The sequence below is a fragment of the Streptomyces sp. NPDC030143 genome, assembly GCF_055573695.1.
Genome location: NZ_JBVIAY010000002.1, coordinates 604,830 through 630,558, shown reverse-complemented (window position 1 = coordinate 630,558; position 25,729 = coordinate 604,830). Strand labels below are relative to the sequence as shown.

General features: G+C 72.6%; 23 protein-coding genes. 10 read left to right on the top strand and 13 right to left on the bottom strand.

Annotated elements, in window-relative coordinates; genetic code table 11:
- Positions 1–384: 384 nt before the first annotated feature.
- Positions 385–2,436 (bottom strand): phosphocholine-specific phospholipase C, encoded by a 2,052-nt coding sequence (locus ACZ4YY_RS05900; RefSeq protein ID WP_468284198.1) that lies wholly within the window; start codon positions 2,434–2,436, stop codon positions 385–387.
- Between the two features lie 783 nt (positions 2,437–3,219).
- Positions 3,220–3,741, bottom strand: a complete 522-nt coding sequence (locus tag ACZ4YY_RS05895; RefSeq protein WP_468284196.1) for a VOC family protein — start codon at positions 3,739–3,741, stop codon at positions 3,220–3,222.
- 566 nt (positions 3,742–4,307) lie between these two features.
- Between ACZ4YY_RS05895 and ACZ4YY_RS05890 the strand changes: the two genes are divergently transcribed.
- The 3 genes from ACZ4YY_RS05890 to ACZ4YY_RS05880 are packed head-to-tail and all read left to right on the top strand — an operon-like array spanning position 4,308 to position 6,546.
- Positions 4,308–5,375: an aromatic ring-hydroxylating dioxygenase subunit alpha gene (locus ACZ4YY_RS05890; protein ID WP_468284194.1), complete on the top strand. Its 1,068-nt coding sequence runs from the start codon at positions 4,308–4,310 to the stop codon at positions 5,373–5,375.
- On the top strand, positions 5,372–5,611 hold the full coding sequence (locus ACZ4YY_RS05885) for a hypothetical protein (protein ID WP_468284391.1): 240 nt from the start codon (positions 5,372–5,374) through the stop codon (positions 5,609–5,611). Before ACZ4YY_RS05890 ends, ACZ4YY_RS05885 begins: the two co-directional genes overlap by 4 nt.
- The gene (locus ACZ4YY_RS05880) at positions 5,608–6,546 is read left to right on the top strand and encodes a PDR/VanB family oxidoreductase (RefSeq protein WP_468284192.1); all 939 of its coding nucleotides are present in this window, start codon (positions 5,608–5,610) and stop codon (positions 6,544–6,546) included. Before ACZ4YY_RS05885 ends, ACZ4YY_RS05880 begins: the two co-directional genes overlap by 4 nt.
- 679 nt (positions 6,547–7,225) lie before the next feature.
- Here ACZ4YY_RS05880 and ACZ4YY_RS05875 read toward each other — a convergent pair.
- Positions 7,226–7,888, bottom strand: coding sequence for an MmyB family transcriptional regulator (locus ACZ4YY_RS05875; RefSeq protein WP_468284190.1), 663 nt, complete (start codon positions 7,886–7,888; stop codon positions 7,226–7,228).
- Positions 7,889–8,117: 229 nt separating this feature from the next.
- On the opposite strand from ACZ4YY_RS05875, the gene ACZ4YY_RS05870 reads away from it, so the two are divergent.
- The 3 genes from ACZ4YY_RS05870 to ACZ4YY_RS05860 all read left to right on the top strand — a co-directional run bounded on the left by ACZ4YY_RS05870 (position 8,118) and on the right by ACZ4YY_RS05860 (position 9,975).
- The gene (locus ACZ4YY_RS05870; RefSeq protein WP_468284188.1) at positions 8,118–8,768 is read left to right on the top strand and encodes a helix-turn-helix domain-containing protein; all 651 of its coding nucleotides are present in this window, start codon (positions 8,118–8,120) and stop codon (positions 8,766–8,768) included.
- Positions 8,769–8,800: 32 nt separating this feature from the next.
- The gene (locus tag ACZ4YY_RS05865) at positions 8,801–9,343 is read left to right on the top strand and encodes a toxin-antitoxin system, toxin component (RefSeq protein WP_468284379.1); all 543 of its coding nucleotides are present in this window, start codon (positions 8,801–8,803) and stop codon (positions 9,341–9,343) included.
- A gap of 392 nt (positions 9,344–9,735) precedes the next feature.
- Entirely contained in the window at positions 9,736–9,975 is a 240-nt protein-coding gene (locus tag ACZ4YY_RS05860) for a hypothetical protein (protein WP_468284186.1), read from the top strand.
- A 27-nt stretch (positions 9,976–10,002) separates the two neighbouring features.
- Here the strand turns inward: ACZ4YY_RS05860 and ACZ4YY_RS05855 are convergent, their stop codons facing one another.
- Positions 10,003–10,701, bottom strand: a complete 699-nt coding sequence (locus ACZ4YY_RS05855) for a 4'-phosphopantetheinyl transferase family protein (protein WP_468284184.1) — start codon at positions 10,699–10,701, stop codon at positions 10,003–10,005.
- On the bottom strand, positions 10,698–11,528 hold the full coding sequence (locus ACZ4YY_RS05850) for a metallophosphoesterase family protein (protein ID WP_468284377.1): 831 nt from the start codon (positions 11,526–11,528) through the stop codon (positions 10,698–10,700). The genes ACZ4YY_RS05855 and ACZ4YY_RS05850 overlap by 4 nt, the downstream gene beginning before the upstream one ends.
- A gap of 449 nt (positions 11,529–11,977) precedes the next feature.
- On the opposite strand from ACZ4YY_RS05850, the gene ACZ4YY_RS05845 reads away from it, so the two are divergent.
- Positions 11,978–13,132 carry an ATP-grasp domain-containing protein gene (locus ACZ4YY_RS05845; protein ID WP_468284182.1) on the top strand — a complete coding sequence of 385 codons (1,155 nt, stop codon included), beginning with the start codon at positions 11,978–11,980 and terminating at the stop codon, positions 13,130–13,132.
- A 733-nt stretch (positions 13,133–13,865) separates the two neighbouring features.
- Here ACZ4YY_RS05845 and ACZ4YY_RS05840 read toward each other — a convergent pair.
- The 3 genes from ACZ4YY_RS05840 to ACZ4YY_RS05830 all read right to left on the bottom strand — a co-directional run bounded on the left by ACZ4YY_RS05840 (position 13,866) and on the right by ACZ4YY_RS05830 (position 19,098).
- A complete protein-coding gene (locus ACZ4YY_RS05840) occupies positions 13,866–16,922 on the bottom strand; it encodes an alpha-mannosidase (RefSeq protein WP_468284180.1) in 3,057 nt (1,018 codons plus the stop codon).
- A gap of 77 nt (positions 16,923–16,999) precedes the next feature.
- Complete coding sequence (locus ACZ4YY_RS05835; RefSeq protein ID WP_468284178.1) at positions 17,000–18,337, bottom strand: 6-phospho-beta-glucosidase; 1,338 nt, start codon at positions 18,335–18,337, stop codon at positions 17,000–17,002.
- Positions 18,334–19,098, bottom strand: a complete 765-nt coding sequence (locus tag ACZ4YY_RS05830) for a DeoR/GlpR family DNA-binding transcription regulator (RefSeq protein WP_468284176.1) — start codon at positions 19,096–19,098, stop codon at positions 18,334–18,336. Before ACZ4YY_RS05830 ends, ACZ4YY_RS05835 begins: the two co-directional genes overlap by 4 nt.
- Positions 19,099–19,265: 167 nt before the next feature.
- On the opposite strand from ACZ4YY_RS05830, the gene ACZ4YY_RS05825 reads away from it, so the two are divergent.
- Positions 19,266–19,442 carry a hypothetical protein gene (locus ACZ4YY_RS05825; protein WP_468284389.1) on the top strand — a complete coding sequence of 59 codons (177 nt, stop codon included), beginning with the start codon at positions 19,266–19,268 and terminating at the stop codon, positions 19,440–19,442.
- Between the two features lie 229 nt (positions 19,443–19,671).
- Here the strand turns inward: ACZ4YY_RS05825 and ACZ4YY_RS05820 are convergent, their stop codons facing one another.
- The 4 genes from ACZ4YY_RS05820 to ACZ4YY_RS05805 are packed head-to-tail and all read right to left on the bottom strand — an operon-like array spanning position 19,672 to position 23,466.
- A complete protein-coding gene (locus ACZ4YY_RS05820) occupies positions 19,672–20,127 on the bottom strand; it encodes a MaoC family dehydratase (protein WP_468284174.1) in 456 nt (151 codons plus the stop codon).
- Positions 20,128–20,141: 14 nt separating this feature from the next.
- Positions 20,142–21,647, bottom strand: a complete 1,506-nt coding sequence (locus ACZ4YY_RS05815) for an acyl-CoA synthetase (protein ID WP_468284172.1) — start codon at positions 21,645–21,647, stop codon at positions 20,142–20,144.
- Between the two features lie 12 nt (positions 21,648–21,659).
- The gene (locus tag ACZ4YY_RS05810; protein WP_468284375.1) at positions 21,660–22,535 is read right to left on the bottom strand and encodes an amidohydrolase family protein; all 876 of its coding nucleotides are present in this window, start codon (positions 22,533–22,535) and stop codon (positions 21,660–21,662) included.
- A 13-nt stretch (positions 22,536–22,548) separates the two neighbouring features.
- The gene (locus ACZ4YY_RS05805; protein ID WP_468284170.1) at positions 22,549–23,466 is read right to left on the bottom strand and encodes an SDR family NAD(P)-dependent oxidoreductase; all 918 of its coding nucleotides are present in this window, start codon (positions 23,464–23,466) and stop codon (positions 22,549–22,551) included.
- A 263-nt stretch (positions 23,467–23,729) separates the two neighbouring features.
- Between ACZ4YY_RS05805 and ACZ4YY_RS05800 the strand changes: the two genes are divergently transcribed.
- Both ACZ4YY_RS05800 and ACZ4YY_RS05795 read left to right on the top strand, forming a co-directional pair.
- Positions 23,730–24,155 (top strand): MarR family winged helix-turn-helix transcriptional regulator, encoded by a 426-nt coding sequence (locus ACZ4YY_RS05800; RefSeq protein WP_468284373.1) that lies wholly within the window; start codon positions 23,730–23,732, stop codon positions 24,153–24,155.
- A gap of 119 nt (positions 24,156–24,274) precedes the next feature.
- On the top strand, positions 24,275–25,027 hold the full coding sequence (locus ACZ4YY_RS05795) for an IclR family transcriptional regulator (RefSeq protein ID WP_468284168.1): 753 nt from the start codon (positions 24,275–24,277) through the stop codon (positions 25,025–25,027).
- A gap of 306 nt (positions 25,028–25,333) precedes the next feature.
- Here the strand turns inward: ACZ4YY_RS05795 and ACZ4YY_RS05790 are convergent, their stop codons facing one another.
- Complete coding sequence (locus ACZ4YY_RS05790) at positions 25,334–25,588, bottom strand: hypothetical protein (protein WP_468284166.1); 255 nt, start codon at positions 25,586–25,588, stop codon at positions 25,334–25,336.
- Positions 25,589–25,729: the final 141 nt, after the last annotated feature.

Genomic DNA, 25,729 nt, shown 5'->3' with positions numbered 1-25,729 from the left:
CACCCGGCCGAGGCCCGTGCCCCCCGGTGTCCGCCGGGCCCGTGCCCCGGGTGTCCGCCGGGCTTGTGCCCCGGGTGTCCGGCGGGCGCCTGTCCCCCGCTGTCCGCCGTGCCCGGCCGGGCACGGCGCCGCCCGGACCGGCGCCCACGGGGGGCGACAACCTGTCCCGATCCCCTGCTCCCTGCGGGGCGACGGCCGGACGGACGCCGACAGTCGGGACGGGGCCGACGAGCGCCCGCGGTCGGCGTCGCCGCGGGGGGCCTCGGGCCCGTCCTTAGCGCTCCGAACACAAAGGGAGCCCGACTCGCGACGCCCGGCACGCACGCTGCACCACGCCCGCCTGGGCCACGCGGCCTGATCGGGCGCTCGTCGTGCAAGGACCCCTCACCCCGTGGCGATCGCCGGGTCGCTCACGCCAGGGCGGCCGTTCTCCACGTGGCCGGCCAGCCGCCGCAGGAACGACGGGTCGGTGGCGGAGGTGACGGTGAGGTCGTACCAACGCCAGCTCTCCGCCAGGCCGACCGTGCGCTTGAGCACCGCCCCCCGGCGCACCTTCACCGTGGTCGTACGACCGCCGTAGCCGTCCGCCACCCTCAACTCCGCTGTTCCGGAGCCTCTGTGAGTGAACGTCAGCTCGAGCCCGTCGCCGACGTGCCGCGCCACGACCTCGGGTCCCGGCGTGTGCCCCGCCCCCCTGAAGACCCGCAGGAACCCGTTCGGTCCGTGGACGGTCAGGTCGTGGGACCCCTCCGAACCGGCCGGGATCCAGGTGTCGGAGAGAGTCTTTCCGGCGCTCGTGGTGTAGTGCCACGGCCCGTCCGTGCGGTTGCCGGAGGTGACGAGGAACGCTGCGCCCGCCTTCGGCCCGGACGCGAACGTGAGGGTGAGGGTGCCGGCCGCCGCGTCGAGCGAACCGTCCACGCTCGGCGCGTACGCGAGCGGACGGGTGGGGCGCGAGCCGCGCTCCTGCTTCGGCAGGGCGGCGTCGACGGGCACCGCCGGACGGTAGTCCGGGTGACGCTCGCGGTCCGGCGGCTCGTAGCCGTCGGTGTCGGGGAGCGCGGCCGGACGCGTGTCCTTGCGGGAGAAGTCGAAGGCGGCGGTGAGGTCGCCGCACACGGCCCGCCGCCACGGCGAGATGTTGGGCTCGCGCACCCCGAAGCGGCGTTCCATGAACCGCAGGATCGAGGTGTGGTCGAGGGTCTCGGAGCAGACGTAACCGCCCTTGCTCCAGGGCGAGACGACCAGCATCGGCACGCGCGGCCCGAGGCCGAAGGGACCGGCCGGGCGGTTGCCGTCGCCCGGGTAGAGATCGAGGGAGACGTCGACGGTCGACCTGCCCCGCGAGGCGTCCCGCGGCGGCAGCGGCGGCACGACGTGGTCGAAGAAGCCGTCGTTCTCGTCGTAGGTGACGAACAGCGCGGTCTTCGACCAGACCCCGGGGTCGGCGGTGAGCGCGTCCAGGACCTGGGCGATGTACCAGGCACCGTAGTTGGAGGGCCAGTTGGAGTGCTCGGAGAAGGCCTCGGGGGCGACGATCCAGGAGATCTGCGGCAGCCTGCCCGCCACGACGTCGGCCTTCAGCCGGTCGAAGTAGCCGTCGCCCGCCTTGGCGTTCGTGCCCGTGCGGGCCTTCTCGTACAGCGGGTCGCCGGGCCGGGCGTCGCGGTAGGTGTCGAAGTACAGCAGCGAGTTGTCGCCGTAGTTGCCGCGGTAGGCGTCGTCGATCCAGCCCCAGGAACCGGCCGCGTCCAGGCCGTCGCCGACGTCCTGGTAGATCTTCCAGGAGATCCCGGCCTTCTCCAGCCGCTCGGGGTAGGTGGTCCAGCCGTAGCCGAGCTCGTCGTTGCCCATCACGGGACCGCCGCCCCGGCCGTCGTTGCCGGTGTGCCCCGTCCACATGTAGTAGCGGTTGGGGTCGGTGGAGCCGATGAACGAGCAGTGGTAGGCGTCGCACACGGTGAAGGCGTCGGCGAGCGCGTAGTGGAACGGGATGTCCTCGCGCGTCAGGTACGCCATCGTCGTGGTGCCCTTCGCGGGCACCCACCGGTCGTACTTGCCACCGTGGTAGGCGTCCTGTCCGTCGGTCCAGCCGTGCGGCAGGCCCTCGAGGAACTGCATGCCGAGGTCGTCGGCCTCCGGGCGGAAGGGCAGGATGTCCTTGCCGCCGTCCCACTGGTGCCAGACCGGCTTGCCGTTGTCGAGCGTCGCGGGGTGCGGGTCGCCGAAGCCGCGCACTCCTCTCAGCGTGCCGAAGTAGTGGTCGAAGGACCGGTTCTCCTGCATCAGGACGACGATGTGCTCGACGTCCTCGATCGATCCCGTGCGATGGTGCGCGGGCAGCGCGGCGGCGCGCGCGATGCTCGCGGAGAGCGCGGTGAACGCCGTGGTGGCGCCCGCCAGTTGGAGGAAGTGGCGCCGGTTGACTTGAGCCATGGGTGAGGACCTCTCGTGCGGGCGGGGTGCGCGCGGCCGGTGCGGACGGAGGGCGCGCAAGGAGTGTTCCAAGGGCACGGAACACGGGGGAAGGGCCGGATGGCGCCGATGTGAAGGTCGCCGGTACGGGGGGTGTGGTCACGGCCAAGAGGTCACCAAGGCTCGCTGCCCCTCCCCCGCCGGCGCGACCGACACCGACGGGACACCGCTCACGCGGCAGGGAGGCCGAGCACCGCCATGCCCCCATGCCCCTCCTCGCACCGCGCACCCCGCGCCGTGTGTCGTCGTACGACGCCGGACACCCGCCGGCGCGCTCGGGATCGACGCCCGCGCTCACGGGGTCCTGGCGATGAGGCGGACGGCGGGGACGTGCGCGGTCGCGGTCCTCGCCGCGGCGGCGGCCGTGGACGCCTGCTCCGCCTCCCCTTCCGACACCGGACGTCGACGCCCGGCCCACCACCCCGGCGACGACTGCATCCGCCACCTCCCCCGAGCCCCCTCCGCCTCCGGCACCTCCCCGCACCGGGCCGGACGCAGGGTCGTCTGCTTACGTCAAACGGGGGGCGCCGGTGAGGACTTCCGGCCCGGCAGGGACGCCTCCCGGCGCGGCGCTGGGCCGTTCCGGCGGCTCCGACAGCTGCGAGGGCTGCGAGGGTGAACGGTGGCCGGATGTCCGCCACTTCGCCGATCGAGGCCTTCCCCGATGCTGAACAGGGCGGCGTCGGGGGTGCGGCGCGAGGTCCGCCGAGGGCGAGGCCGGAGCCGCGCTCCCCACCTCGCGCGTCACAGCACCTGGGTGCCGTACATCTCGCCGAGCGGGTCGGCGATCAGTTCGAGGCGGGCGCCGTCGGGGTCGCGGAAATAGACGGAGACCTCGCTGTGCACGACGTGGTCGACGCCCGCCCGGGTCAGGTTGTCCACCAGGCGGCTCCACCGGTCGGGCTCCACCGAGATGGCCACGTGGTGCAGTCCGCCCAGGACTTCGGCGTACGGGCCGACGTCGAGGCCGGGGAAGTCGAAGAAGGCGAGCAGGTTGCCGTTGCCGATGTCGAAGAAGAAGTGCGAGGAGCCGGGGTAGTCGCGGTTCTCGATCAGCTCGGTGAGCGGGAACTCCAGCACGTCCTGGTAGAAGCGGATCGTCCGCTCGACGTCACTGCTGATCAGAGCGGTGTGGTGCAGCCCGCGCGCGGCGGACGCGGGCCGCTCGCCGGCCGGCCGCAGGTACTGCTCCTTGAGGTGCTCCCGCCGCGCCTCGAGCGCCGAGTGGTCCGGTTGCGCGCCCTCGGGTGTACCGGTGCTGGTCATGACTCTCCTCGTACGTCGCTCAAGCCGTGCGGTGCCCGCCCCCAGGATCGCGTCCGCGATCGCGGCTGTCACGCCGACCGGGCCCTGTCCCTGCGGCGACTTGGAACTCCGAACAAAAGGGGGAGGCCGATCAGCTCGCGGCGTCCGCCGGGCTCCCCCTTCGGTTGGTGGTGCAGCCCCCGGAGCCGAAGTCGAACCCGGGCAGCGCGGACGCCGGCACTCCTACGGTCGCTTCACCCCTGGCGGCTGCGGTCGCCACCATCACCGGTGGTGGGTGCGAGAAGTGGGTCGTCGACGTCGCACATCCAGATGGGACCCGGCCCCCGACCTGCTTCACCCAGCGCGGGCCGACCTACGCCGTCGACCCTCCTGTCCGGCTCTTCTGACGTCTGCCCGTCAGCCCATCAGTGATGATCAAGATGCATGACAAGGCCCTGACCAGCACTTCCACAGAGAGGCTTCCGCCTGGCAGAAGCCGCCTTGCGCGGCAACCACAGCCGTCAGGACCCTGATGCCAACCACGGCACGCGGGGCGACGGCGCCCCGCCGACAGGGACGGGAACCTCATGCCTCACATGACCGCCTTCGCCAGGAACCAGTGGTACGTCGCCGCCTACAGTCACGAGGTGGGGCGCGAGGACCTGCTCGGCCGCACGATCCTCGGCGAGCCGATCGTCCTCTACCGCACCGAGGAGGAGGGCACGCCCGTCGCGCTGCACGACCGCTGCGTGCACCGGCGCTACCCGCTCTCCGAGAGCCGCCTCGACGGCGACCGGATCGTGTGCGGATACCACGGGTTCACCTACGACACGAGCGGCACCTGTGTGTACGTGCCGGGACAGAAACGCGTCCCGCGCACCGCCCGCGTCGCCTCCTACCCGGTCGTCGAACAGGACTCCCTGGTGTGGGTGTGGATCGGCGACCCGGCCCTCGCCGACCCGCAGGCCGTCCCGCGCGCCCGCCACCTGGACTCCCCCGGCTGGACGACCGTGCGCGGCATGGAGCCCATCGACGCCGACTACGGGCTGCTCGTCGACAACCTCCTCGACCTCTCCCACGAGACGTATCTGCACGGCGGTTACATCGGCACCCCCGAGGTCGCCGAGACGCCGATCACCACCGAGGTCGACGAAGGCGCGGGCATCGTGCGGGTGAGCCGGCACATGGACGACGCCGAGTGCCCGCCGTTCTACGCCCGCTCGACCGGCATCGAGGGCCGGATCACCCGCTGGCAGGACATCGAGTACCACGCGCCCTGCCTGTACCTGCTGCACAGCCGCATCGCACCGGTGGGCGTCCTGCCGGAGGCCGACGGCAGCGACCCGCACGGCTTCCACACCGAGATCACGTACGCCATCACGCCGTCGGACGACGGCAAGGTGTACGACTTCTGGATGGTCTCGCGGGACTGGGCGACGGACGACGACGAGGTCACGGAGTTCCTGCGCGGCAACAACCACACGGTGGTCATGCAGGACGTCGACGCGCTCAACCTCCTGCAGCGCACGCTCGGTTCGGAGCGGGCCGGGTACCAGGAGCTCAGCATCAACATCGACACCGGCGGCCTGGCCGCCCGTCGCATCCTCGCCCGGCTGGTCGAGGAGGGCGACAAGCCCGTGGAGAAGGTCCTGTGAGGTCGCCGACGGGCGAGATCTACCGCATCGACTGGCTGCCGGGCACCGACGTGCTGCACGGCACCTGTCACTGCGGCGCCGAACACAGCGCCCAGGACCCGGTCGAGATGTGGGAGTGGATGCTCGGCCACCCCGAAGGACACCGGCCGGCCCCCCGGCCGCACCCGCGTGCGGGGTGGCCGACGCCCGGGTCGGGGCAGGAGCCGGCACACGAGCCGCGAGGGAGCGACTCATGACGACCGTGTACGAGACCGAGCTCGTCGTCGACGGTATACAGTCGGCGGCCGACGGTGTCCGGGCGCTCGTCCTGCGCCATCCCCTGGGCGAGCCGCTGCCCGCCTGGGAGCCCGGTGCGCACATCGACGTCCTGCTCGGCCCGGAGCTGGAACGCCAGTACTCCCTGTGCGGGGACCCCGCCGACCGTGACGCCTGGCGGATCGCCGTGCTGCGCGAACCGGACGGGCGCGGCGGATCGGCGTACGTGCACGAGCGGCTGGCCCCGGGCGACAAGGTGCGGGTGCGCGGTCCGCGCAACCACTTCGCCCTTCGCCCGGCCCCGCGCTACCGCTTCGTCGCGGGCGGCATCGGCATCACGCCGCTGCTGCCGATGGTGGCGGCGGCCGAGGCGGCCGGCGCCGAGTGGACCCTGCTCTACGGCGGTCGCACCCGCGACTCCATGGCCTTCACCGAGGAGTTGGCGGCCTACGGCGACCGGGTGACCGTCGCGCCGCAGGACGAGACCGGTCTGCTCGACCTCGGCCCGGTGCTCGACGACCTGCCGGAGGGCACCCTCGTCTACTGCTGCGGTCCGGGGGCCCTGCTCGACGCGGTCGAGGCGCGCTGCCCGTCCGGAGCGCTGCATCTGGAGCGGTTCCGGCCCAAGGAGCAACGGGCGGGCGAGGACGCCGCGTTCGAGGTGGTCCTCGCGCGAAGCGGGCACACCCTGACGGTCGCTCCGGGCGTCTCCGTGCTGGACGCCGTGCGCGGCGCCGGGGTGGAGGTGCTCTACTCCTGCACCGAGGGCACCTGCGGCACGTGCGAGACCGACGTGCTGGAGGGGACCCCGGACCACCGCGACTCCGTCCTCTCGGACGAGGAGCGCGAGTCCGGCGAGACCATGCTCGTCTGCGTGTCGCGGTGCCGGGGGAAGCGCCTGGTCCTGGACCTCTGATCCGCTGGTCCGCCTCGCTCCGCGCCACGGCCCCGAGCAGACGTGGCGACAGCCCACGCCGGATTACCGCCGACGCGGTACGGCAGCAGGTCACGCCGGACCGCCGCCGACGCGGTACGGCGACAACCCACGCCGGACCACCGCCGACGCGGTGGGGCCGGGGCGGACGGTGGTGTTCACGCCGGCCACGACCGTGCCGGCCCGGTCGGCATCAGACCGGTGAGGCACGCGTGGCCGAGTTCCAGCGCACCGCGCCCCGGCCTGTCAACGACGTCGTCAGCCGGCCCGTCCGACCCGGTCCGGGGCGCCGATCGGCGTTCCCTGCAAGCGACTTGGGCACTACTGTGCCGTCTGCGCACAGCCTGTCGGAACACCCTTGAGGTGACGGTGGCCGGGTCGCCGGCGGCCCGGTAGAACCGGCGGCCCCGCCCCCGACCGTCGTGTCGCCGCCGCCGTGGGTCGACGGGAAGGAGCCGGTGACCGTCGCCGTGGGTGCGGGTCGGCGGTGCGGCCCCCGGGGCGGGGCGTGCGGGCGGTGGTTCGCGGGACGCCCCGGTGGACGGTTTCCTGCGGGAGCGCGAAGTGGCCGGTTGCCTGCGGGACGCGCGGGTACCGGTGCGGCGGTCTCCAGGGGGCCGACCGGAGCGCCGTCGGCGACCTGAACGCCGACGGTGCCCGGTCAGGCCTCGGGGGTGGGCACCACGCTGAGGTGTCCCGCGGCACGGCGCCGGCGGGACCGGCGGGGTGCGGGCGCCGCGGTCTCGCGCAGCACCATGGTCAGCCGTGTGTACCCCAGATCCCGCAGGGTCGCCGGGGTCTCGCCGACGATGCGGCACTCGAGGGCGCCCCGGCGCGGGTCGGGGTGGAGCAGCGGCCGGACCGCCCCGTCGTGCTCCACGGCCCCCGCGCCGACCGCGCGGACCCAGTGCGGCAGGCCCTGCCGGTAGGCGGCCTCCATCAGGGGGTCCTGGGCGATCTCCCGGCGGATCGCCTGGAGCCCGGCGTCGTGACCGTGCCGTTCGACGGCGGCGGCGAACCCGGCCAGCATCGGCAGGCACCAGCTGGCCTCGTGGTCGCCGAGGACCGACGACGCGTCCGGGTGGAACAGCACGAACCTCAGGAAGTTGTCGCCCGGCAGCGCCGTCGGATGCGGGCCGACCTCCCGGAAGAGCGTCTCGAACGCGGTGTTGGCCAGGACGACGTCCCAGCGGTGGTCGACGACGACGGACGGGAAGGCGACGGCCTCCAGATACGCGGCGTAGTCCCGGAGATAGGCCTGGGCCTCGGGAGTGCCGGGGACGGGCCGCGGCACCGACCGCTGCCCACCTGCCTGATATGCCATCGGGAGGTCACCCCTCTTGCCTCTGCGGCCCTGCACGCGGGTCCCGATCCTGGTGCCCCGACGTTCGACGTGTCAACTATCGTGGCATTCCAGGCTCGTTGACGGCTGAAATTGGCCACAGTTGTGGCGAGACCTGGATGTGAGTTCGAAAGACCCGCTACTCTCCGGTCAGTTCACGGCGATCGCCTGTGCCTGTGAGAGGGTCGTGAGAGACGTAGGAGACCTGTCGGTGACGGATGGCTTCGAGGTTCCGGGCGCTCCGGTGACGGTGTTGCTGTCGGCCGTCGTCACCCGTGTCACCGCACTCGCCGACCGGCTCGGCGTGCCCCCCGCGGAGGTCTTCGACACCGGACGGCTGTCCGTCGCCTCCGGCGTTCCCGAACCCGTCGTCAAGGCCCTGCTCAGCGGCCGGGCGGCGGGCGAACCGGACGTCCAGGCCCGGTTCCTGCAACGTCTCGACCTGCTGCGGCGGACCCGTCTGAAGCCCAACGGCCGCAGATACACCCAGCAGGAGATCGCCGACGGCGCCGGCATGTCCCGACAGCAGGCGGGCGCCCTGATCAACGGCGACCGCCGTCCCACGATGGAGCACTGCGACGCCCTCCAGCGCTTCTTCCGCGTCCACGCCGGCTTCCTCACCGCCGAGGACCCCGAGGCGGTCGCCGGGGCGCTCCAGCGCACCGAACAGGAACTGCTGCAGAAGCTCGCCGCCCGCGAGGCGGCCGCGGCCGCCGAGGACCCGCTGGAGCGGCTCCTGCAGGACCACGGGGTGCGCGGGATCGCCTGGCGGGCCGCGCAACTGCCCACCGACCAGCACCGCGACAAGGTCGCCGAGTGGCTGGACATGCTCCTGGAGAGCGTGAAGCGGCCAGAGTCGTGATCCTGGGGAGAACTGTGGGCATCGCCAAGGACATGCGCCGTCTGTGCGGCGAACTGGTCGCGGAACTGGCCCTCCCGGCCCCCGCCGCGCCGAGCGACCTGTACACCGCCCTGTGCGACGGCATGAGCCGGCGCCGGGGCCGCCCCGTGCACTTCCGCACGGCCGCGTTCCCGACCGGCACGGCGAGCGGGCTGTGGCTCGACATGGCCGACCAGGACCTCGTCGTCATCGAGGAACGCACGGCCCCCGACCACCAGTTGGTGATCCTCGGTCACGAGCTGTGGCACATGAAGGCCGGTCACCGCAGCCATCACGTCGAGGGCGCCGCCGTCGCGGCCCGGCTCCTGCACGACGGGGCGGACCTCCAGGCGACGATCCACAAGGTGGCCGCGCGCACCCGCTTCGACCAGGACGACGAGCGGGACGCCGAGAGCTTCGGCCTGCTGCTGGCGAGCAAGTGCCGCGCCTGGCTCGCGGGTTCGTCGCCCCGGGGGCGTGGACAGCGCGACCATCTGGCGGGACGGATCGAGGTGTCCCTCGGGTACCTGGGGCCGCAGGACCGCGGCGGGGCCTGACGCCGCGGGACGCGTGGCTGGCGACCCGGTGCCCGGGCCGGGTGAGGGGGCGCCGGCCCGTCACGTCCCGCGCCGGCCCTCGTGTTCTGCACCGGCCCTCGTGTTCTGCACCGGCCCTTGTGCCCTGCACCGTCCTGTCGGGTCGTGTGCCGGACGGTCGTGTCGCGCGCCGGACGTCCACCGTCCGCCCGGTCCCCCTCCGACCAGCGGAGGCACGGCCCTCCCCGGGCCGGGCCGACGCGCTCGCCCCTGCGCCGTGCGGGCGAACCGCGGTGGAGCGCGGCCCGATTGTCAGTGGTGGGCGGCAAGCTGGGAGGTGCGCCCGCCGTACGGGGGCGTACGCGCCGCCAGGGGCGCGGGGGAGACGACGCCGACACGGGGAGAGCCGACCGATGCCCACCGCCGTACTGACCGACCGCGAGCGCACCGCCGTCCAGGCCTATCTGCGGCTGTTGCACACCGTCCGTGCCGCGTTCGGGGAGGAGGTCTCCGGCCCGCCGCACGAGCGGCGTCCGCCGGTGGTCCCGCCCGCCGTCCTGGCCGAGGCGGAGCATGCCCTGGCGGATGCGGGCCTCGCGGGCAACGAGGAGGAGTTCTTCCGTCTGCTGCACCAGTGGTGCCCCCGGCCGTGACCGGGGGCGTGAGGGGACGGCGTGCGCTCAGCCGTGCGGCACCGTGACCGCGGTGGCCAGCAGCCCCCGGTCGACCATCCAGCGGCCGTCGAAGTGGTCGACCTCTCGGCCGCCGACCACCGGACCGGGGACGAGGAGGCGGGCCCGGAAGCCGCCCCGGGCGCCCACCGTGCCGTCGGGGGTGTCGAGGTCGAAGGCGATGTCCGCCTCGCTGAAGTCCAGCCACTTGCGGGTGAGGGGGAACCACGCCTTGTACACGGACTCCTTGGCGCTGAACAGCAGGCGGTCGAAGTGCACACCGGGACGGTCCGCGGCCAGCCGCCTCAACCGCTCCTCCTCCGCGGACAGCGCGACGGCGGACAGCACGCCCTCGGGCAGCGGCGCGTGCGGTTCGGCGTCGATGCCGAGGGAGGCCAGTTCGGTGGCGCGCACCAGTGCGGCGGCGCCGTAGCCCTCGCAGTGGGTCATGCTGCCGGCCAGGCCCTCCGGCCACCGGGGGGCGCCGCGCTCGCCGGGCAGCACCGGCTGCGGGGGCACGCCGAGCTTCTCCATCGCGCGGCGCGCGCAGGACCGTACGACGGTGAACTCGCGGCGCCGCTTGGCGACGGCCCGTACCATCAGCGCCTCCTCCTGCGGATAGAGCGGCCCGTCACCGAAGGCGCGCACGCCGTCCTCGCCGTGCGCCTCCACGGCGACCACCGTCTCCGGCAGCAGTTCCTCGATCACTCGGTGTCGTCCTCCGTCGGCAGGATGCGGCGCAGCCGGCCCGGCGGCTGCGGTCGTTTGCGCCACTCGCGGGGATAGCCCACCGACACCTCCTCGAAGCGGACGCCCTCGTGGAAAGTGGTCCGCGGGATGTGCAGATGGCCGTAGACCATGGCGGCGACGCGGAAGCGGCGGTGCCAGTCGGCGGTCAGCTCGGTGCCGCACCACATCGCGAACTCGGGGTACCACAGGACGTCGGTGGGGTGGCGGTGCAGCGGGTAGTGGTTGACGAGCACCGTGGGCAGGTGCTCAGGGATCCGCTCGAGCCGGCGTTCGGTCTGCGCGACCCGCGCGCGGCACCAGTCGTCGCGGGTCGGGTACGGGTCGGGGTGCAGCAGGAACTCGTCGTTGCACACGACGCCCGTGCCGTGCGCGTACGCGAGGCCCTCCTCCTTGGTCGCGCACCCGGCCGGCAGGAACGAGTAGTCGTACAGCAGGAACAGCGGTGCGACGACGGCCGGGCCGCCCGGTCCCTCCCACACCGGGTACGGGTCTTCGGGGGTCGTCACGTCCAGCTCTCGGCAGACCTCGACGAGGTGCTCGTAACGGGCGACCCCGCGCAGGGTGACGGTGTCCTTGGGGTGGGTCCACAGTTCGTGGTTGCCGGGGGCCCAGACGACCTTGCGGAAGCGGCTCGCGAGGGTCTTCAGCGTCCAGCGGATGTCCGCGACGTTCTCCGACACGTCACCGGCGACGATCAGCCAGTCGTCGTCCGAGTCCGGCGCCATGCGCTCGACCAGCTCGCGGTTCTCCGGATAGCCGATGTGGAGATCACTGACGGCCAGCAGCTTTCCGGAAGGGCCCGTACCGCCCCTCCCGTCGGTACCGCCGACCTCACCGGTGTCAGCGGTCCCGCTGCCCGCGCCGCCGACACCGACCCCGCCGGTACCACCGGCACCCGCCGCCCTCGACGTCACCTTCCGCCCCCCGACTCAGCGCACGCACCGCCGACGAACCCACGAACGGCACCACGAGAACACATTCGCGCCCACGGAACAAGGAGACCACCCGTCAGGTGGCCCGAACGCGTCCTTACCCGACCCCGGGGACTACCGGAACATGATCAGAAAATCCGTAACACGCGCGTTGCACGCGGCACCCCCGGGAAGCCGTATGATCGCCCCAACACCACCGCCATGGACTTGCTTTCACGCAGCGCGGTTTGGTGTCCCTCCCATCCCCCTGCCCGGGCACGGGCCTGCTTTGCCCTGCCCGCGAACCGTGAAAGGCGGCCTGCATGGTCTCTCGCGTACGCGTCTGGCTCAACCGCACGTACGCGGAGAACGTGTTCTTCATGGATCAGCTGCGACGAAATCCGAACGACCGGGCCGTCGAGATCCATGCCACGCACGGTGACGCCGACTCCCCCGTGCTGGCCGCCGCCGACACCGCCGACCTGGAGCCGGAGGGCCTGTCCCCCGCCGCGTACGTCGAGTACGCGCTCGACCAGTGCCAGCGTCGCGGCATCGACGTGTTCGTGCCCCGGTTGCACCAGGCGGCGGTCGTCGCGCACCGTGCCGACTTCACCGCGGTGGGCACCGCGCTGCTGGCCCCGCCCCCGGAGGCCGTGGCCGTCTTCCACGACAAGGTGATCGCCTACGAGGCGGTCGAGGCGATCGGCGTGCCCGTGCCGCCGTGGTGGCGGGTGCGCACGGCCGACGAACTCGTCGCCGCCGTCGAGGAGTTGGAGGCCGGCGGCCACAAGGCCTGCTTCAAGCCCGCGTCCGGTGCGGGCGGGGTCGGCTTCCGTGTGATCACACGCGCCCCCTTCTCCCTGACGCACCTGAACGGCTTCCCCAGCTCCTACGTCCAGCTGGACATGGTCGTGGAGACGCTCCGGCGGGCCGACGAGCCCGTGGACTGGCTGGTCATGCCGCGCCTGGAGCAGCCCGAGGTGTCCGTGGACTGCCTCACCGGCCCCGACAACCGGGTCCGTCTGGCCATCGGCCGCACCAAGAACGGCCGCCGCCGGGGCTTCACCCTGCACGACCGGTGGCTGGAGCCGGCCCGTCGGATCGCCGAGGGCTTCGGGCTGCACTACCTGTCCAACATCCAGTTCCGGATGTTCGGCGAGCAGCCGGTCCTGATGGACGTCAACACGCGCCCGGCCGGCGGACTGCACCAGCTGTCCCTGTGCGGGGTGAACGCCCCCTGGGCCGCCGTGCAGCTCGCGCTCGGCGAGGACCCGGGTGAGATCGCGCCGCCGTTCCTGGGCCAGGACTACACGGTGGTGTCGGGACCGCGCCCGCTGCGGCCGGTGTCGCTCCCCCAGCAGCGGCTGGAGGAGACCGAGCCGCTGCTGCCGGCCGTACCCGCTCCGGCGCAGCCGCCCGTCGAGACGAGCACCGCCGACTCCACCACGAGCACCGCGGCCGAGGCCCTGCCCCTCTAGCGGTGTCCTGAGCACCCGGAAGACCCACTCCCCCGGACCGGATTCAGGTCCGGGGAAACTTTTTTCGTCGGGGGTGTATCAGGGCCGCGACCGCGTGCTCCTAAGAGTGGAGGGCCACGGGGGAACCACCGGTCCTCGGGGGGAAGCACGGGGGATCCGGGTCCCCCGGGTCGGGGGACCCGGGGGCACGGGGGACCAAGGGACACGGGGGCACGGGGGGCGCGGGGGCCAGGGGGAAGCACCACCGGAAAGACCGGGGATCGACGGGGGATCCCCGGTGCACGGGGGATCGGGCCGGCCGGCCGCTGTCACGGGGAGCGGCCGGCCGGCCCGGACGTCTCTCCCTCCGGCCGGACGCACGTCCCCGTCACCGGGGCACCTCGCCGTCAGAAGCGGCCCGAACCCCGGTACGGCTCCAGCTGCCCTTCCCGTTCCACGGCGACGACCGTGGTGTGCGGGTCGAGGCCCACCGCCCGGTCGGCGGGACGGTCCACCGCACGCCCGGCGCCTCGTGCCCACCGCCGATGCGGCGGTCCTGGGATAACGGCCGAGCGGGGCCGGGCAGAACGAGGGCCGGGCGCCCCGGCGCCGGGACGGGGGGCCTACCGACCGCCGGCGAGGATGCGGCATCCAGGGAAGGCACCGCACCGGCCCCGGGGCCCGGTCCTTCCGCCCGGGGCGCGGATACCGCATACAGGAGAGGCAGCGCACCGGGCCCCGGGCACCCGCGGTCCTACCGGCCGGTGATGGCGCGCTGCAGACGGAGCGTCAGGATCTGGAAGGGCCGCAGCTCCACGGTGACCGCGTCCGCGCCGTCGGTGGCGGCCGGCTCCAGCGGGCGCTCCAGCAGGTCGGTGACCTCGGCCGCGGCCAGCGGGAAGCCGGTGCGCAGGACACCGCTCGCCCGGCCGCCCCGGCACTCGTAGAGCCGTACGACGACGTCGCCCGATCCGTCGTCGGCGAGCTTGACCGCCTCGACGGTCAGGCCCTCGCCGTCGACCGACACGACGGGCGCGGGTGCGCCGGCCGCGTCCGTCACGCGCAGCGGGAGGTTGAGGGCGTAGCCCTCGGCGACCGCGTCCTCGATCCTCGCGCCGGGCAGCAGGGCGTAGGTGAAACGGTGGCGACCCTGGTCGGCCTCGGGGTCGGGCACGCGCGGGGCGCGGACCAGGCTGAGGCGGACGGTGGTGGTGGTCCCGCCGTCCTCGCGGACCGTGCGGGTCACGTCGTGGCCGTACGTCGAGTCGTTGATGACGGCGACCCCGTAGCCGGGTTCGCCGACGTGCACCCAGCGGTGGCCGGAGACCTCGAATCGGGCCGCCTCCCAGGTGGTGTTGGTGTGGGTGGGGCGCTGGACGTGGCCGAACTGGATCTCGGCGGAGGAGTGCGGGGCCCGGATGTCCACCGGGAAGCCCGCCTTGAGGATCTTCTCCGTCTCGTGCCAGTCGATCTCGGTCTCGAAGTCGACACGGGGGGTGCCGGCGCGCAGGGTGATCGTCTGGACGATCGTCGAGCCCTTGCCGAAGGTCCGTTCGACACGGAGCGCGCCGACGAGCGGGTCCTCCTCGACGACCGTGATCGCCGTGGCGTCCAGCAGGTCGGTGTAGCGGTTGCGGTAGTGCTTGTCGATGTCCCAGGCGTCCCAGGAGTTCGGGAGGTCAGTGTGCAGACGCAGCAGGTTGCCCCGGTCGGCGAGGACCTCACGGTCGGCGCGCAGATCGTATACGGACGACAGTGTGCCGTCGTCCGCCACCCGTACGCGCACCAGACCGTTGTCCAGGACCCGGCCGGACACCGTCACCGGCTGTGCGGGCCGGGCATCGGTGAGGGGTGCGCTGCCGTTGGCGGGAACCTCGGCGTACGCCGGTGCGCCGTCGGCCGTGCGGACCACCTCGGCGCGGGCGAAGGGACTCGTGTTGAACACCCGGGTCCCGCCGGCGCCCGGTGCGGCGATCGCCTGCGCGGTCAGCTCCTCCAGTTCCCGTGCCACGCGGGCGTACTCGGCCTCGGCCTCGCGGTGCACCCAGGCGATCGACGAGCCGGGCAGGATGTCGTGGAACTGGTGCAGCAGCACCGTCTTCCACAACCGGTCCAGTTGCTCGTGGGGGTAGGCGTAGCCGGGCGCGTGCAGTGCGGCGGTCGTCGCCCACAGCTCCGCCTCGCGCAGCAGGTGTTCGCAGCGGCGGTTGCCCTGCTTGGTGCGGGCCTGGGTGGTGTAGGTGGCGCGGTGCAGCTCCAGGTAGAGCTCGCCGACCCACACCGGCGCGTCGGGGTACTCCTCGCGGGCCTTGGCGAAGAACGCGTCGGGGTGCTCGACGACGACCCGGGGCGAGCCCTCCAGGTCGGCGAGCCGGCGCGCGCGCTCCATGATCTCGCGGGTGGGGCCGCCGCCGCCGTCGCCCCAGCCGAAGGGGGCGAGGGAGCGGGTGGCGCCGCCCTTCTCGGCGTAGTTGCGCACCGCGCGGGACATCTCCTCGCCGCTGAAGCGGGCGTTGTAGGTGTCGATGGGCGGGAAGTGGGTGAAGATGCGGGTGCCGTCGATGCCCTCCCACCAGAAGGTGTGGTGGGGGAACTTGTTGGTCTGGTTCCAGGAGATCTTCTGGGTGAGGAACCACTCGTTGCCGGCGAGCTTGGCGAGCTGCGGGTAGGCCGCGTTGTAGCCGAAGGAGTCCGGCAGCCACACACCCTTGGTCTCGATGCCGAAGTGTTCGATGAAGAACCGCTTGCCGTGCACGAACTGGCGGGCGACCGCCTCGCCGCCGGGCAGGTTGCCGTCGGCCTCCACCCACATGCCGCCGACCGGCACCCACTGGCCCTTCTTCACCGACTCCTGGATGCGGGCCCACACCTGCGGGTAGTGGTCGCGCACCCACGCGTACTGCTGGGCCTGCGAACAGGCGAACACGAAGTCGTCGTACTCCTCGGCGAGCGAGGTGACGTTGGAGAAGGTGCGTGAGGCCTTGCGCTTGGTCTCGCGGATCGGCCACAGCCAGGCGGAGTCGATGTGGGCGTGGCCGACGCCGGAGATGACGTGCGCACTGGCGTGGGCCGGCTTGGCCAGCGCGGGCGCGAGCGCCGCGCGCACCTCGGCCGCGGAGCCGGAGACGTCGTCGAGGTCGAGCAGGTCCATCGCGCGGTCGAGGGCGTGCATGATCTCGTGCCGGCGCGGGTCGTGCTCGCCGAGCTCGCGCATGAGTTCGCGCAGGACCTGGACGTCGAGGTCGAGGTGCCAGACGTTCTCGTCGAGGACCGCGATGTCGGCCCGGCGGAATGTATACAGTGGACGGTCTCCTGCCGTCAGTACATCGCCGAGCGGGGTCGGACCCGCGAAGTCGTTGGCGAGGATGTCGGGGTTGGAGGCCGCCTCGACCAGGTAGTCGACGGACTCGCCGCCGGCCGCCGGGTGGGCGATGGGCACGTACTGGTTGAGGGGGTTGACGGCCTTCAGCGGGGTGCCGTCCGTCAGGTGGACCAGCGCCTCGGCCTGGTTGCCCGGCCAGCCGCCCACGAAGCCGAGGTCGATGACGGCCTCGACCCGGCGGCCCGCGAACGCGGCGGGCACCTGCCCGCGCATCCGGAACCAGGTGGTGCCCCACGGCGGCCCCCAGGGGGTGTCCATCGCGAAGGGCTCGTACGCCGCGGCCGCGGCCTCCTCGAAGGGCACCGGCTCCCCCGGGGCCTGCCAGGCCTCCACCTCGAGGGGGGCGGTGGCCGCGTAGACGGCGGGCTTGATGCGCTGGTTGTGGAGGCGCTCCACGCGCTCCTCGATCCGGCGGCGTTCGTCGTGCATGGGAAGTCTCCAGGAAACCAGGGAGGCGTGAGCGGCGGTGGAAGCGAGCGCAGAAAGCGCTTGCCACGACTGACGTGCTACTTAAGGTACGCCAGGCCGGGATGGACCTGGGTGTAGCCCTCCACGAGCCGACGGGCGACGTTCACGGAGTCGACCAGCGGGTGCAGCGCGAAGGCCTTCACGGCCGTCGCGCGCGATCCGGACCCGGCGGCGGCGAGCACCTCGCGCTCGACCGCCTTGACCGCGCAGACCAGGCCGGTGGCGTGGTCGGGCAGCGGGTCGACGGCGATCGGGTGGGCACCACCGGCGTCGACCAGGCACGGGACCTCGATGACGGCATCGGCGTCCAGCACCGACAGCGTGGTGCGGTTGCGGACGTTGAGGATCAGGGTGGTGCGTTCGTCGCGGGCGATGGCCCGCATCAGGGCGAGGGCGACCTTCTCATAGCCTCCGGAGAGGTCGTCGGCGTCGCGTTCGCCGGCGCCGGCCGCCTCCCGGTTCTCGGCCATGTAGGTGGCCTCGCGTTCGGCGCGGGTGCGGTTCCAGGCAGCCAGGGCCGCCGCGCCGGGGTCGCGCATCTCCTCGTAGAAACCGGCCTGCTGGTCGCGGAGGAAGGCGCCGCGGGTCTTCTCGACCTGCTGGTAGGCCCGGACGGTCTCCCGGTTGAAGTAGTAGTAGTGCAGGTACTCGTTGGGGATCGCGCCGAGCGCGCGGAGCCAGTCGGCGCCGAAGAGCCTGCCCTCCTCGAAGGAGCCGAGCAGGTCGGGGTCGGCGAGCAGCCGCGGCAGCTGGTCGCGGCCGGCGACGCGCAGCCCGCGCACCCAGCCGAGGTGGTTGAGGCCGATGTAGTCGACGAAGGCCTCACGCGGGTTGGCGCCCAGGACGCGGGCGATGCGGCGGCCGAGGCCGACCGGAGAGTCGCAGATGCCGATGACGCGGTCGCCGAGGTGGCGGGACATGGCCTCGGTGACCAGGCCGGCGGGGTTGGTGAAGTTGATGACCCAGGCGTCGGGGGCGAGGCGGGCGACGCGCCGGGCGATGTCGACGGCGACGGGCGTCGTGCGCAGACCGTAGGCGATGCCCCCGGCGCCGACCGTCTCCTGGCCGAGGACGCCTTGGGCGAGGGCGACCCGTTCGTCCTCCGCCCGGCCCTCCAGGCCGCCGACGCGGATCGCGGAGAAGACGAAGTCGGCACCGCGCAGGGCCTCGTCGAGGTCGGTGGTGGCCGTGATTGTGGGGGCGTCGGGGACGGTCGACGCCTGCTCCTTCAGTACACGGGTGACTGCATACAGTCGACCGGAGTCCAGGTCGTGCAGCACGACCTGCGTGACCCGCCCCTCGCCCCGGTCCGCCAGCAGCGCCCCGTACACGAGCGGCACCCGGAACCCGCCGCCGCCCAGAATCGTCAGCCTCACGCCTGCACCCTTCCCGCCGGCACCAACTCGACGCCCGCCTCCTCCGGGCAGGAACGGGTCGCCGGGTCGACCGGCGCGTTCGTCAACGCCACGTCCAGGTCCTCGGGACCGCAGACCTTCGCCATGCCCGTCCCCGGGAACTTCGCCGCGTCGGCGAGCAGGACCACCTTGTCGCCGGCCTTGATCATGGCTCGTTCGACCGGCACCTCGACGACCGTGGTGTCCATCACCTGCCCGCCCGGGCGCACTCCGCTGGTGCCGAGGAAGAGCCAGTCCGCGTGGAGCCGGCGCAGGTTGCCCTCGGTGAGGAAGCCGACCAGGGAGCGGTACTCGCGGCGGACCATGCCGCCGAGCAGCACCAGCTCGATGCCCTCGTCGTCGGCGAGTTCCTCGTGGACCACCAGGTCGCCGGTGGTCACGGTGAGCCGGCGGCCGCGCAGCCGGCGGGCCAGCCGGTAGGCGGTGGTGGAGATGTCGAGGAGGACGGACCGGCCGTCGGCCACCATCGCCGCCGCGCGGGCCGCTATGGCGTCCGTCTCGGCCACACGCACCTCGGCGACCTCGGCGAAGGGCTGGTCGCCCTCCTCGACCACCGCTCCGCCGTGCACCCGCGTGAGCAGCCCGTCCTCCTCGCGTTTGAGCAGGTCGCGCCGGACGGTGGCGGGGCTGACACCCAGCCGCTCGGAGAGGTCGGTCACGGCCGCGGGGCCTCCGGCGGGCAAGGCCCGCAGGATGAGCCGGTGTCGTCGTTCAGCCAGCACGCCAAGAACACTACTCGTCATCTTCAATCCTCTATGCGCACTTCTGCTCGACCATGGACCAACCCCCGAGGGCGGCGCACGATTCCGATCACGAAATGAGGAGTTTTGACGAGCTCCCCCCGTGACGGACGCGAGGGGACGCTCCCGTCGACGACGACCGGCCCGATGTGCTGCTGACCGGGCTGCTCTTGTTCGGGACCGCGTTCGCCCTGGGCGGAGCGGCCGCCGCGGCCGCCGCCCGCTGCGGCCTGGACCGGATGGTGTTCAACGAGCACTCCGACGTCGGGCACGCGTCCCACGGCGCGGCGCTCCAGCACCGGGAGATCCTCCGGGCCCGCGCCTAGAACCCCCGCCGGCTGATCTTCGCCTGATCAGGCCGCGCGGCCCGGGCGGGCATGGTGCAAGGCCCCCTGAGTCGATGTGCGCTCCGCCATGTGGGCACGAGCGGTCACGGACGGCCCGGAGTGGAGAACCCGGCTGCCGGAGCCGCCCCCGTACCGGCTCGACACCGTTCCCCGGGGTCCCCCACCCTCGCCGGCCGCCACGGCGCGGAACGGCTCGAGCGGCGCAGCCCTACGCGTAGAACCGCGAGAGGCTCTGCAGGACCGCCGCCGGCTTCGCTCCGCCCTCGATCTCGATCGTGCCGTCGACGGTGATCTGCACGCCGCCCGGCACGTCCTCGACCTCGGTCAGCCTGCCGGCCAGGCGGATCCGCGAGCCGACCTTCACCGGCGAGGGGAAACGCACCTTGTTCAGGCCGTAGTTGACCTTCGTCGTGACTCCCTGGACGTCCAGCAGCTCGGTGAACAGCGGGATGAAGAGGGAGAGCGTCAGGTAGCCGTGGGCGATGGGAGCGCCGAAGGGGCCGGCGGCGGCGCGCTCGGGGTCCACGTGGATCCACTGGTGGTCCCCGGTCGCGTCGGCGAACGTGTCGATGCGCTCCTGGGTGACCTCGATCCACTCGCTGGTGCCCAGGTCGCTGCCGGCCAGCTTCCTCAGCTCGTCGAGTCCGTTGACGGTGATGCTCATATGGCTGTCCTCAGCTAGGAGTTGGTGCCGAAGCGCTGACGCACCCGGGCTTTCAGAAGCTTTCCGGAGGCGGTGCGGGGAAGTCCGTCCGCGACCACGACCGACTTGGGGATCTTGTACTTGGCGAGCCGTCCGGCGAGGGAGGCCAGCACCTCGTCGGGATCCGGCGAAGCGCCCTCGCGGGGCACGACGACCGCGCGCGGCACCTCTCCCCACCTGTCGTCGGGCACGCCGATGACCGCGCACTCGACGATGTCGGGGTGGGCGAGGAGCAGGTCCTCGATCTCGGCGGGGTAGATGTTCTCCCCACCGGAGATGATCATGTCCTTGATGCGGTCGACGATGTACACGTACCCGTCCTCGTCGACCCGGGCCGCGTCCCCGCTGCGGAACCAGCCGTCGGCGAACGACGACGCCGTCTCCTCGGGCAGTCCCCAGTAGCCGGGCATGACGTGCGGTCCGCGCACGACGACCTCGCCGGTCTCGCCGACCCCGACGGGCGCGAGGTCGGGCCCGACGACCCGGACGTCGCTGAAGAAGTGCGGGACACCGGCGGAACCGGCCTTGGCGAGGGCGTGTTCGGCGTCCAGGAACAGGGTGCCGGGGGCGGCCTCGGTCATGCCGTAGCCCTGGAGGAAGGTGAGGCCGCGTTCCTGGTAGGCCGCGATCAGCGGGGTGGGGACCGGTGAGCCGCCGCAGGTGAGGATGCGCAGGGAGGACAGGTCGGCGTCGGGCCAGCGCGGATGGCGGGCGATCTGGTCGAACATGGTGGGCACGCCGAACATGAAGGTGATCCGGTGCCGTGCGACGAGGTCGAAGGTGGCCTGCGGGTCGAAGGCCTCGACCAGGACGCAGGTGCCTCCCTTCAGCAGTACCGGCAGCGTCAGCATGTTCAGACCCGCCGTGTGGAACAACGGGGCGGAGACCAGGGCGCGTTCGTCGGCGATGAGGTCGGTGTCGACGAGGACGTTGAGCGCGTTCCAGGTCAGGTTGCCGTGGGTGAGCATGGCGCCCTTGGGCCGGCCGGTCGTGCCGGAGGTGTACATGATGATGCAGGTGTCGTCGGCGGTGACGGGCTCGTCGATCGGCTCGTCCGGCGCCGCCGCCAGCGCCTCCTCGTACTCGGGGCCGGCCTCGACGTAGGTGCGGACGTCGGTGCTGCCGGGCAGTCCGGCGACAAGGCCCGCGTGGGAGGGCCCGTAGACGAGGGCTTTGGCGCCGGAGTCGGCGAGCTGGTAGGCGATCTCGGGTCCGGCGAGGCGGGTGTTCAGCGGGACGAAGACCGCGCCGAGGGTGCCGGCGGCGAACAGGGTCTCCAGGTAGGAGGGGTGGTTCGGGCCGAGGTACGCGATGCGGTCACCGCGGCGTACGCCCCGGGCGCGCAGGGCGTGCGCCAGGCGCGTGGTGCGTGTATGCAATGTGCGGTAGTCGGTCGACCGCTCACCGTGGATCAGGGCGGTGCGGTGCGGGGTCTTGCGGGCCCGGCGTGCGGGCCATGACCCCAGTCCCTCGTTGCGCATCGTCAGGCCCCTTCAGGGTGTGGTCAGCCCGAGCAGGCGGACGGCGTTCTCCTTGAGGATCTTCGGCTTCACCTCGTCCTTGATCGTCAGCTTGTCGAAGTCGGCGAGCCAGCGGTCGGGGGTGAGGACGGGGAAGTCGGAGCCGAAGAGGACCTTGTCCTTGAGCAGCGTGTTGGCGTACTGCACGAGCTGCGGCGGGAAGTACTTCGGCGACCAGCCGGACAGGTCGATGTGCACGCCCGGCTTGTGGGTGGCGACGGCGAGGGCCTCGTCCTGCCAGGGGAAGGACGGGTGCGCCAGGATGATCTTCAGGTGCGGGAAGTCGGCGGCGACGTCGTCCACGTGCAGCGGATTGGAGTACTTCAGCCGGATCCCGCCCCCGCCGGGCACGCCGGCGCCGATGCCGGTCTGGCCCGTGTGGAACAGGGCGATGGTGCCGGTCTCCTCGATCACCTCGTACAGGTCGTAGGCGACCGCACGGTCGTTGGGGAAGAAACCCTGGATACTGGGGTGGAACTTGAAGCCCCTCACCCCGTACTCCTCGACCAGGCGGCGGGCCTGCCGCACGCCCGCCTTCCCGCGGAAGGGGTCGATGGAGGCGAAGGGGATGAGGACGTCGGCGTTGGCCGCGGCCGCCTCGGCGACCTCCTCGTTGGGGACGGGCGCCGTGCCGGTGGCGGACTCGGCGTCCACCGTGAAGATCACGGCGGCCATCCTCCGCTCGCGGTAGTAGGCGGCCGTCTCCTCCAGGGTGGGCTTGCGCTTGCCCTCCACCTTGAAGTAGGCGGAGGAGGCGTCGTGCAGGTCGTCGTCCAGGGAGGAGTGGCCCCGGGAGGACACCTCCGCGTGGGTGTGGACGTCGATCGCGACGAGGTTCTCGACGTCGATGATCGCCATGCTGTCACGCCTCCGGGAACTCGGGCGCCGGGATGCCGACCGACTGGAGTTCGGCGCCGACCGAGGTGGGGAAGGCGGCGGCCAGGGTCTCGGGGGTCCAGCCGCCGTCGGCGTAGGCCGCGCGGATCTCCTGCGGATGCGACCAGAGTGCCACCTTGTCACCTCCGATGCCGATGGCCTGGCCGGTGATGCCGCGCGCGGCCTCGGAGGCGAGGAACGGCACCAGGGCCGCGCAGTCCTCGGGGGTGCCGAAGCCCTCGCCCTTGCGCAGGAAGTCCGGCAGCGGCTCGCCGCCCCGCATCGCCTCGACGTAGGGGGCGAAGGCGGGGATGGTCTCGGTCATCGCGGTCGCGGCGACCGGGACGATCGCGTTGACGGTGATGTTCGCCCGGCCCAGCTCCATCGCCCAGGTGCGGGCGAACGCGGCGATGCCGGCCTTGGCGGCGGCGTAGTTGGTCTGCCCGAAGTTGCCGCGCTGGCCGGCCGGGGAGCCGACCAGGACCAGCGTGCCGCCCTCGCCCTGCTCCCGCATCCGCACGGCGGCGGCGCGGGCGCAGGTGAAGGTGCCCTTGAGGTGGGTGGTGATCACGGCGTCGAAGTCGTCGTCGGTCATCTTCCACAGCACCCGGTCGCGCAGGATGCCCGCGTTGGTGACCAGGACGTCGAGCCGGCCGAACGCCTCGACGGCGCGGTTCACCAGGCGTTCGGCGGCCTCGGTCGTCCCGACCGGGACCACCTCGGCGACGGCGGTGCCGCCCGCCTCGGTGATCGACGTCACGGCCTGCTCGGCGACCGCCTCGTCGACGTCGTTGACGACCACGGAGGCGCCGTGGGCGGCCAGGGCGCGGGCGTAGGCGAGGCCGAGGCCCCGGCCGCTGCCGGTGACGACGGCGACCTTGCCGGTGAGATCGATGCTGGGCACGGATGAGTCCCTTCACGAACGGTGCGACCCGGGAGGGGCACGGAGAGGTGCGGCTGCGAGATCGAAGCTAAGAGCAATAATTGTTGTCGTCAATAGTTGTTGTCGACCTGCGGGTGCGTCATGCTGGAATTCGTTCCGCACGCCGCACGACTCCGCACGCCGCACGACCGTCCGTCTCGCCCGGATCCACGACCAGGGAGCCCGCCATCGCCCGCCAGCACGACGCCGTGAACGCCACCCCGATCGACGCCGACGAGCCGTGGATGCGCGCACTGCACGCGGACACCGGCTATCTGCTCTACCGCCTGGGACTGCGCTCCGGGCAGCTCTTCAACACGTTCCTCCAGGAGTCGGGGCTGCGCCTGCGGCACTACGCCGTGCTGCGCTTCCTGGCCACCGCCGAGGGAGCGCTCCAGCGCGAACTGAGCGCCCGCCTCGGCTACGACCCGAGCGCCATCGTCGGCCTGGTCGACGACCTGGAGAAGCTCGGGTTCGCCGAACGCCGTCCCGCCCCCGACGACCGCCGAAGCCGGATCGTCGCCCTCACCGAGGACGGCCGCGCCTTCCTGCGCGGCACGGACGAGGCGGGCCTGCGCGTGACGAACGAGCTGCTCGCCCCGCTCGACGCGGCCGACCGCGAGACGCTGCACGCGCTGCTGCGCCGCGTCGCACAGGACGGGCTCGGCTGAGGGCCCCGCCCACCCGGGGCGGACGCTGGGCACATGGTTGACGGCTGCGCGGCCACTGCCTACCTTCACCCCGGTCGGGAGAACGCCTCCCGCCGCCGTGCGGGGGATGGAGGAACCCCTTGCCCGTCACCACGCGCTCCGCGCCCGACCGGCTGCTGTCCGTGCTCGCCGCGTTCGACCACGCCCATCCGGCGCTGACCCTGACCGACATCAGCCGACGGGCCGGGCTGAGCCTGACCACGGCGCACCGGCTGGTGGCCGCCCTCACCGAGTGGGGCGCCCTGGAACGGGACGCGTCCGGCGCCTACCACGTCGGCCTGCGGTTGTGGGAGATCGCGGCGCTCGCCCCGCGCGGCCTCGCCCTGCGCCAGGCCGCACTGCCCTACCTCGAGGACCTGTACGAAGCCACGCACGAGAACGTGCAGCTGGCGGTGCGCGACGGGCATGACGTCGTCTACATCGAGTGGCTCTCCGGACGGTCGGCGGTGGGCGTGCGCATCCGGGTCGGCGCCCGCTGGCCGCTGCACGTCACCGGCGTGGGCCTCGCCCTCCTGGCCCACGGAACCCCCGAGCTCCAGGAGACCTACTGCGCCGCCCCGTTGGCCTCCTACACCGACCACACGATCACCGACCCGGCCCGGCTGCGCCGCGTCCTGGCCGAAGTGCGGCGCGGCGACGTCGCGGTGAGCAGCCGTCAGGTCACCGAGGACGCCGTCTCCGTGGCCGCACCGGTGCGCGGACCGGGCGGCGACGTGGTCGCCGCCGTCTCGGTCGTCGTCCCCCACGCGGACGCCCAGGTCCCGGCGCTGGTGCCGACGGTACGGCTCGCGGCGCGGGGCATCTCACGGGCACTGGGCTGGCAGCCGGACTGACGGGGGCCGCCCCCCTTGCCCCAGCAGCGGGATGTCCGGCGACGACGACGGTGTCAGCACCGGCCCGGGGACGCGCGCCCGTCGCACGGGCACCGCGCCGACACCCGGACCGGCGACGCGGGGATACGGGGAACGGGTGTTCCCGTGCGCCGTCCAGGGCCTTCTGATGGATCTCCGTGGGAGAAGGAGCGGCGTCCGGTGCGTGCTCTCGGCGTGCGGCGCGGAAGTCCTCGTAGCGGCGCCACTTGGGCTTTCGCGCGGTGCGGCGAGAGTGCGTGCCGGGCGTCGCGACGCCTCGGAGATCCATCAGCCCTGGCCGTACGTCGGCCCTGTCTGCCGGGCCGCCTTCTTCACCTCGAACTCCAGGCCGGCACGCCCCTTGCCCTGCTCCTTGGCGTGCTCGGTGACTGCGGCCCGGACGTCCTGGGCGAGGCCCCGCCACGTCTGCCACGCGGTGTCGAAGGCGGACGCGTCGTCCCTGTTGCGCAGGGCGTGGGCAGTCGTGTGCGCTTGGTCGGCGGCGCGCTGCATGTCCACGAGTTCTTCGAAGGTGTGTGCCACGGGTGCCGATCGTAGAGCGGGTATGAGGAAGCACCCGCCTCGACCCGCGAGGGAGGGCTGAATGGCGCAGCACCACGTCCGCCGCTCCTCGCGGTAGCCCGGTGCCGGTCCGCGTACGCGGCGGCGACGCGCACCCGCACC

Excerpts from the sequence above, each read along its gene's own strand:
- ACZ4YY_RS05860 (WP_468284186.1), top strand. The coding sequence starts at position 9,736 with ATGCCCACCGCCGTACTGACCGACCGCGAGCGCACCGCCGTCCAGGCC.
- ACZ4YY_RS05875 (WP_468284190.1), bottom strand. The coding sequence starts at position 7,888 with ATGGCATATCAGGCAGGTGGGCAGCGGTCGGTGCCGCGGCCCGTCCCC.
- ACZ4YY_RS05840 (WP_468284180.1), bottom strand. The coding sequence starts at position 16,922 with ATGCACGACGAACGCCGCCGGATCGAGGAGCGCGTGGAGCGCCTCCAC.
- ACZ4YY_RS05800 (WP_468284373.1), top strand. The coding sequence starts at position 23,730 with ATGCGCGCACTGCACGCGGACACCGGCTATCTGCTCTACCGCCTGGGA.
- ACZ4YY_RS05890 (WP_468284194.1), top strand. The coding sequence starts at position 4,308 with ATGCCTCACATGACCGCCTTCGCCAGGAACCAGTGGTACGTCGCCGCC.
- ACZ4YY_RS05845 (WP_468284182.1), top strand. The coding sequence starts at position 11,978 with ATGGTCTCTCGCGTACGCGTCTGGCTCAACCGCACGTACGCGGAGAAC.
- ACZ4YY_RS05895 (WP_468284196.1), bottom strand. The coding sequence starts at position 3,741 with ATGACCAGCACCGGTACACCCGAGGGCGCGCAACCGGACCACTCGGCG.
- ACZ4YY_RS05900 (WP_468284198.1), bottom strand. The coding sequence starts at position 2,436 with ATGGCTCAAGTCAACCGGCGCCACTTCCTCCAACTGGCGGGCGCCACC.
- ACZ4YY_RS05880 (WP_468284192.1), top strand. The coding sequence starts at position 5,608 with ATGACGACCGTGTACGAGACCGAGCTCGTCGTCGACGGTATACAGTCG.
- ACZ4YY_RS05865 (WP_468284379.1), top strand. The coding sequence starts at position 8,801 with ATGCGCCGTCTGTGCGGCGAACTGGTCGCGGAACTGGCCCTCCCGGCC.
- ACZ4YY_RS05820 (WP_468284174.1), bottom strand. The coding sequence starts at position 20,127 with ATGAGCATCACCGTCAACGGACTCGACGAGCTGAGGAAGCTGGCCGGC.
- ACZ4YY_RS05815 (WP_468284172.1), bottom strand. The coding sequence starts at position 21,647 with ATGCGCAACGAGGGACTGGGGTCATGGCCCGCACGCCGGGCCCGCAAG.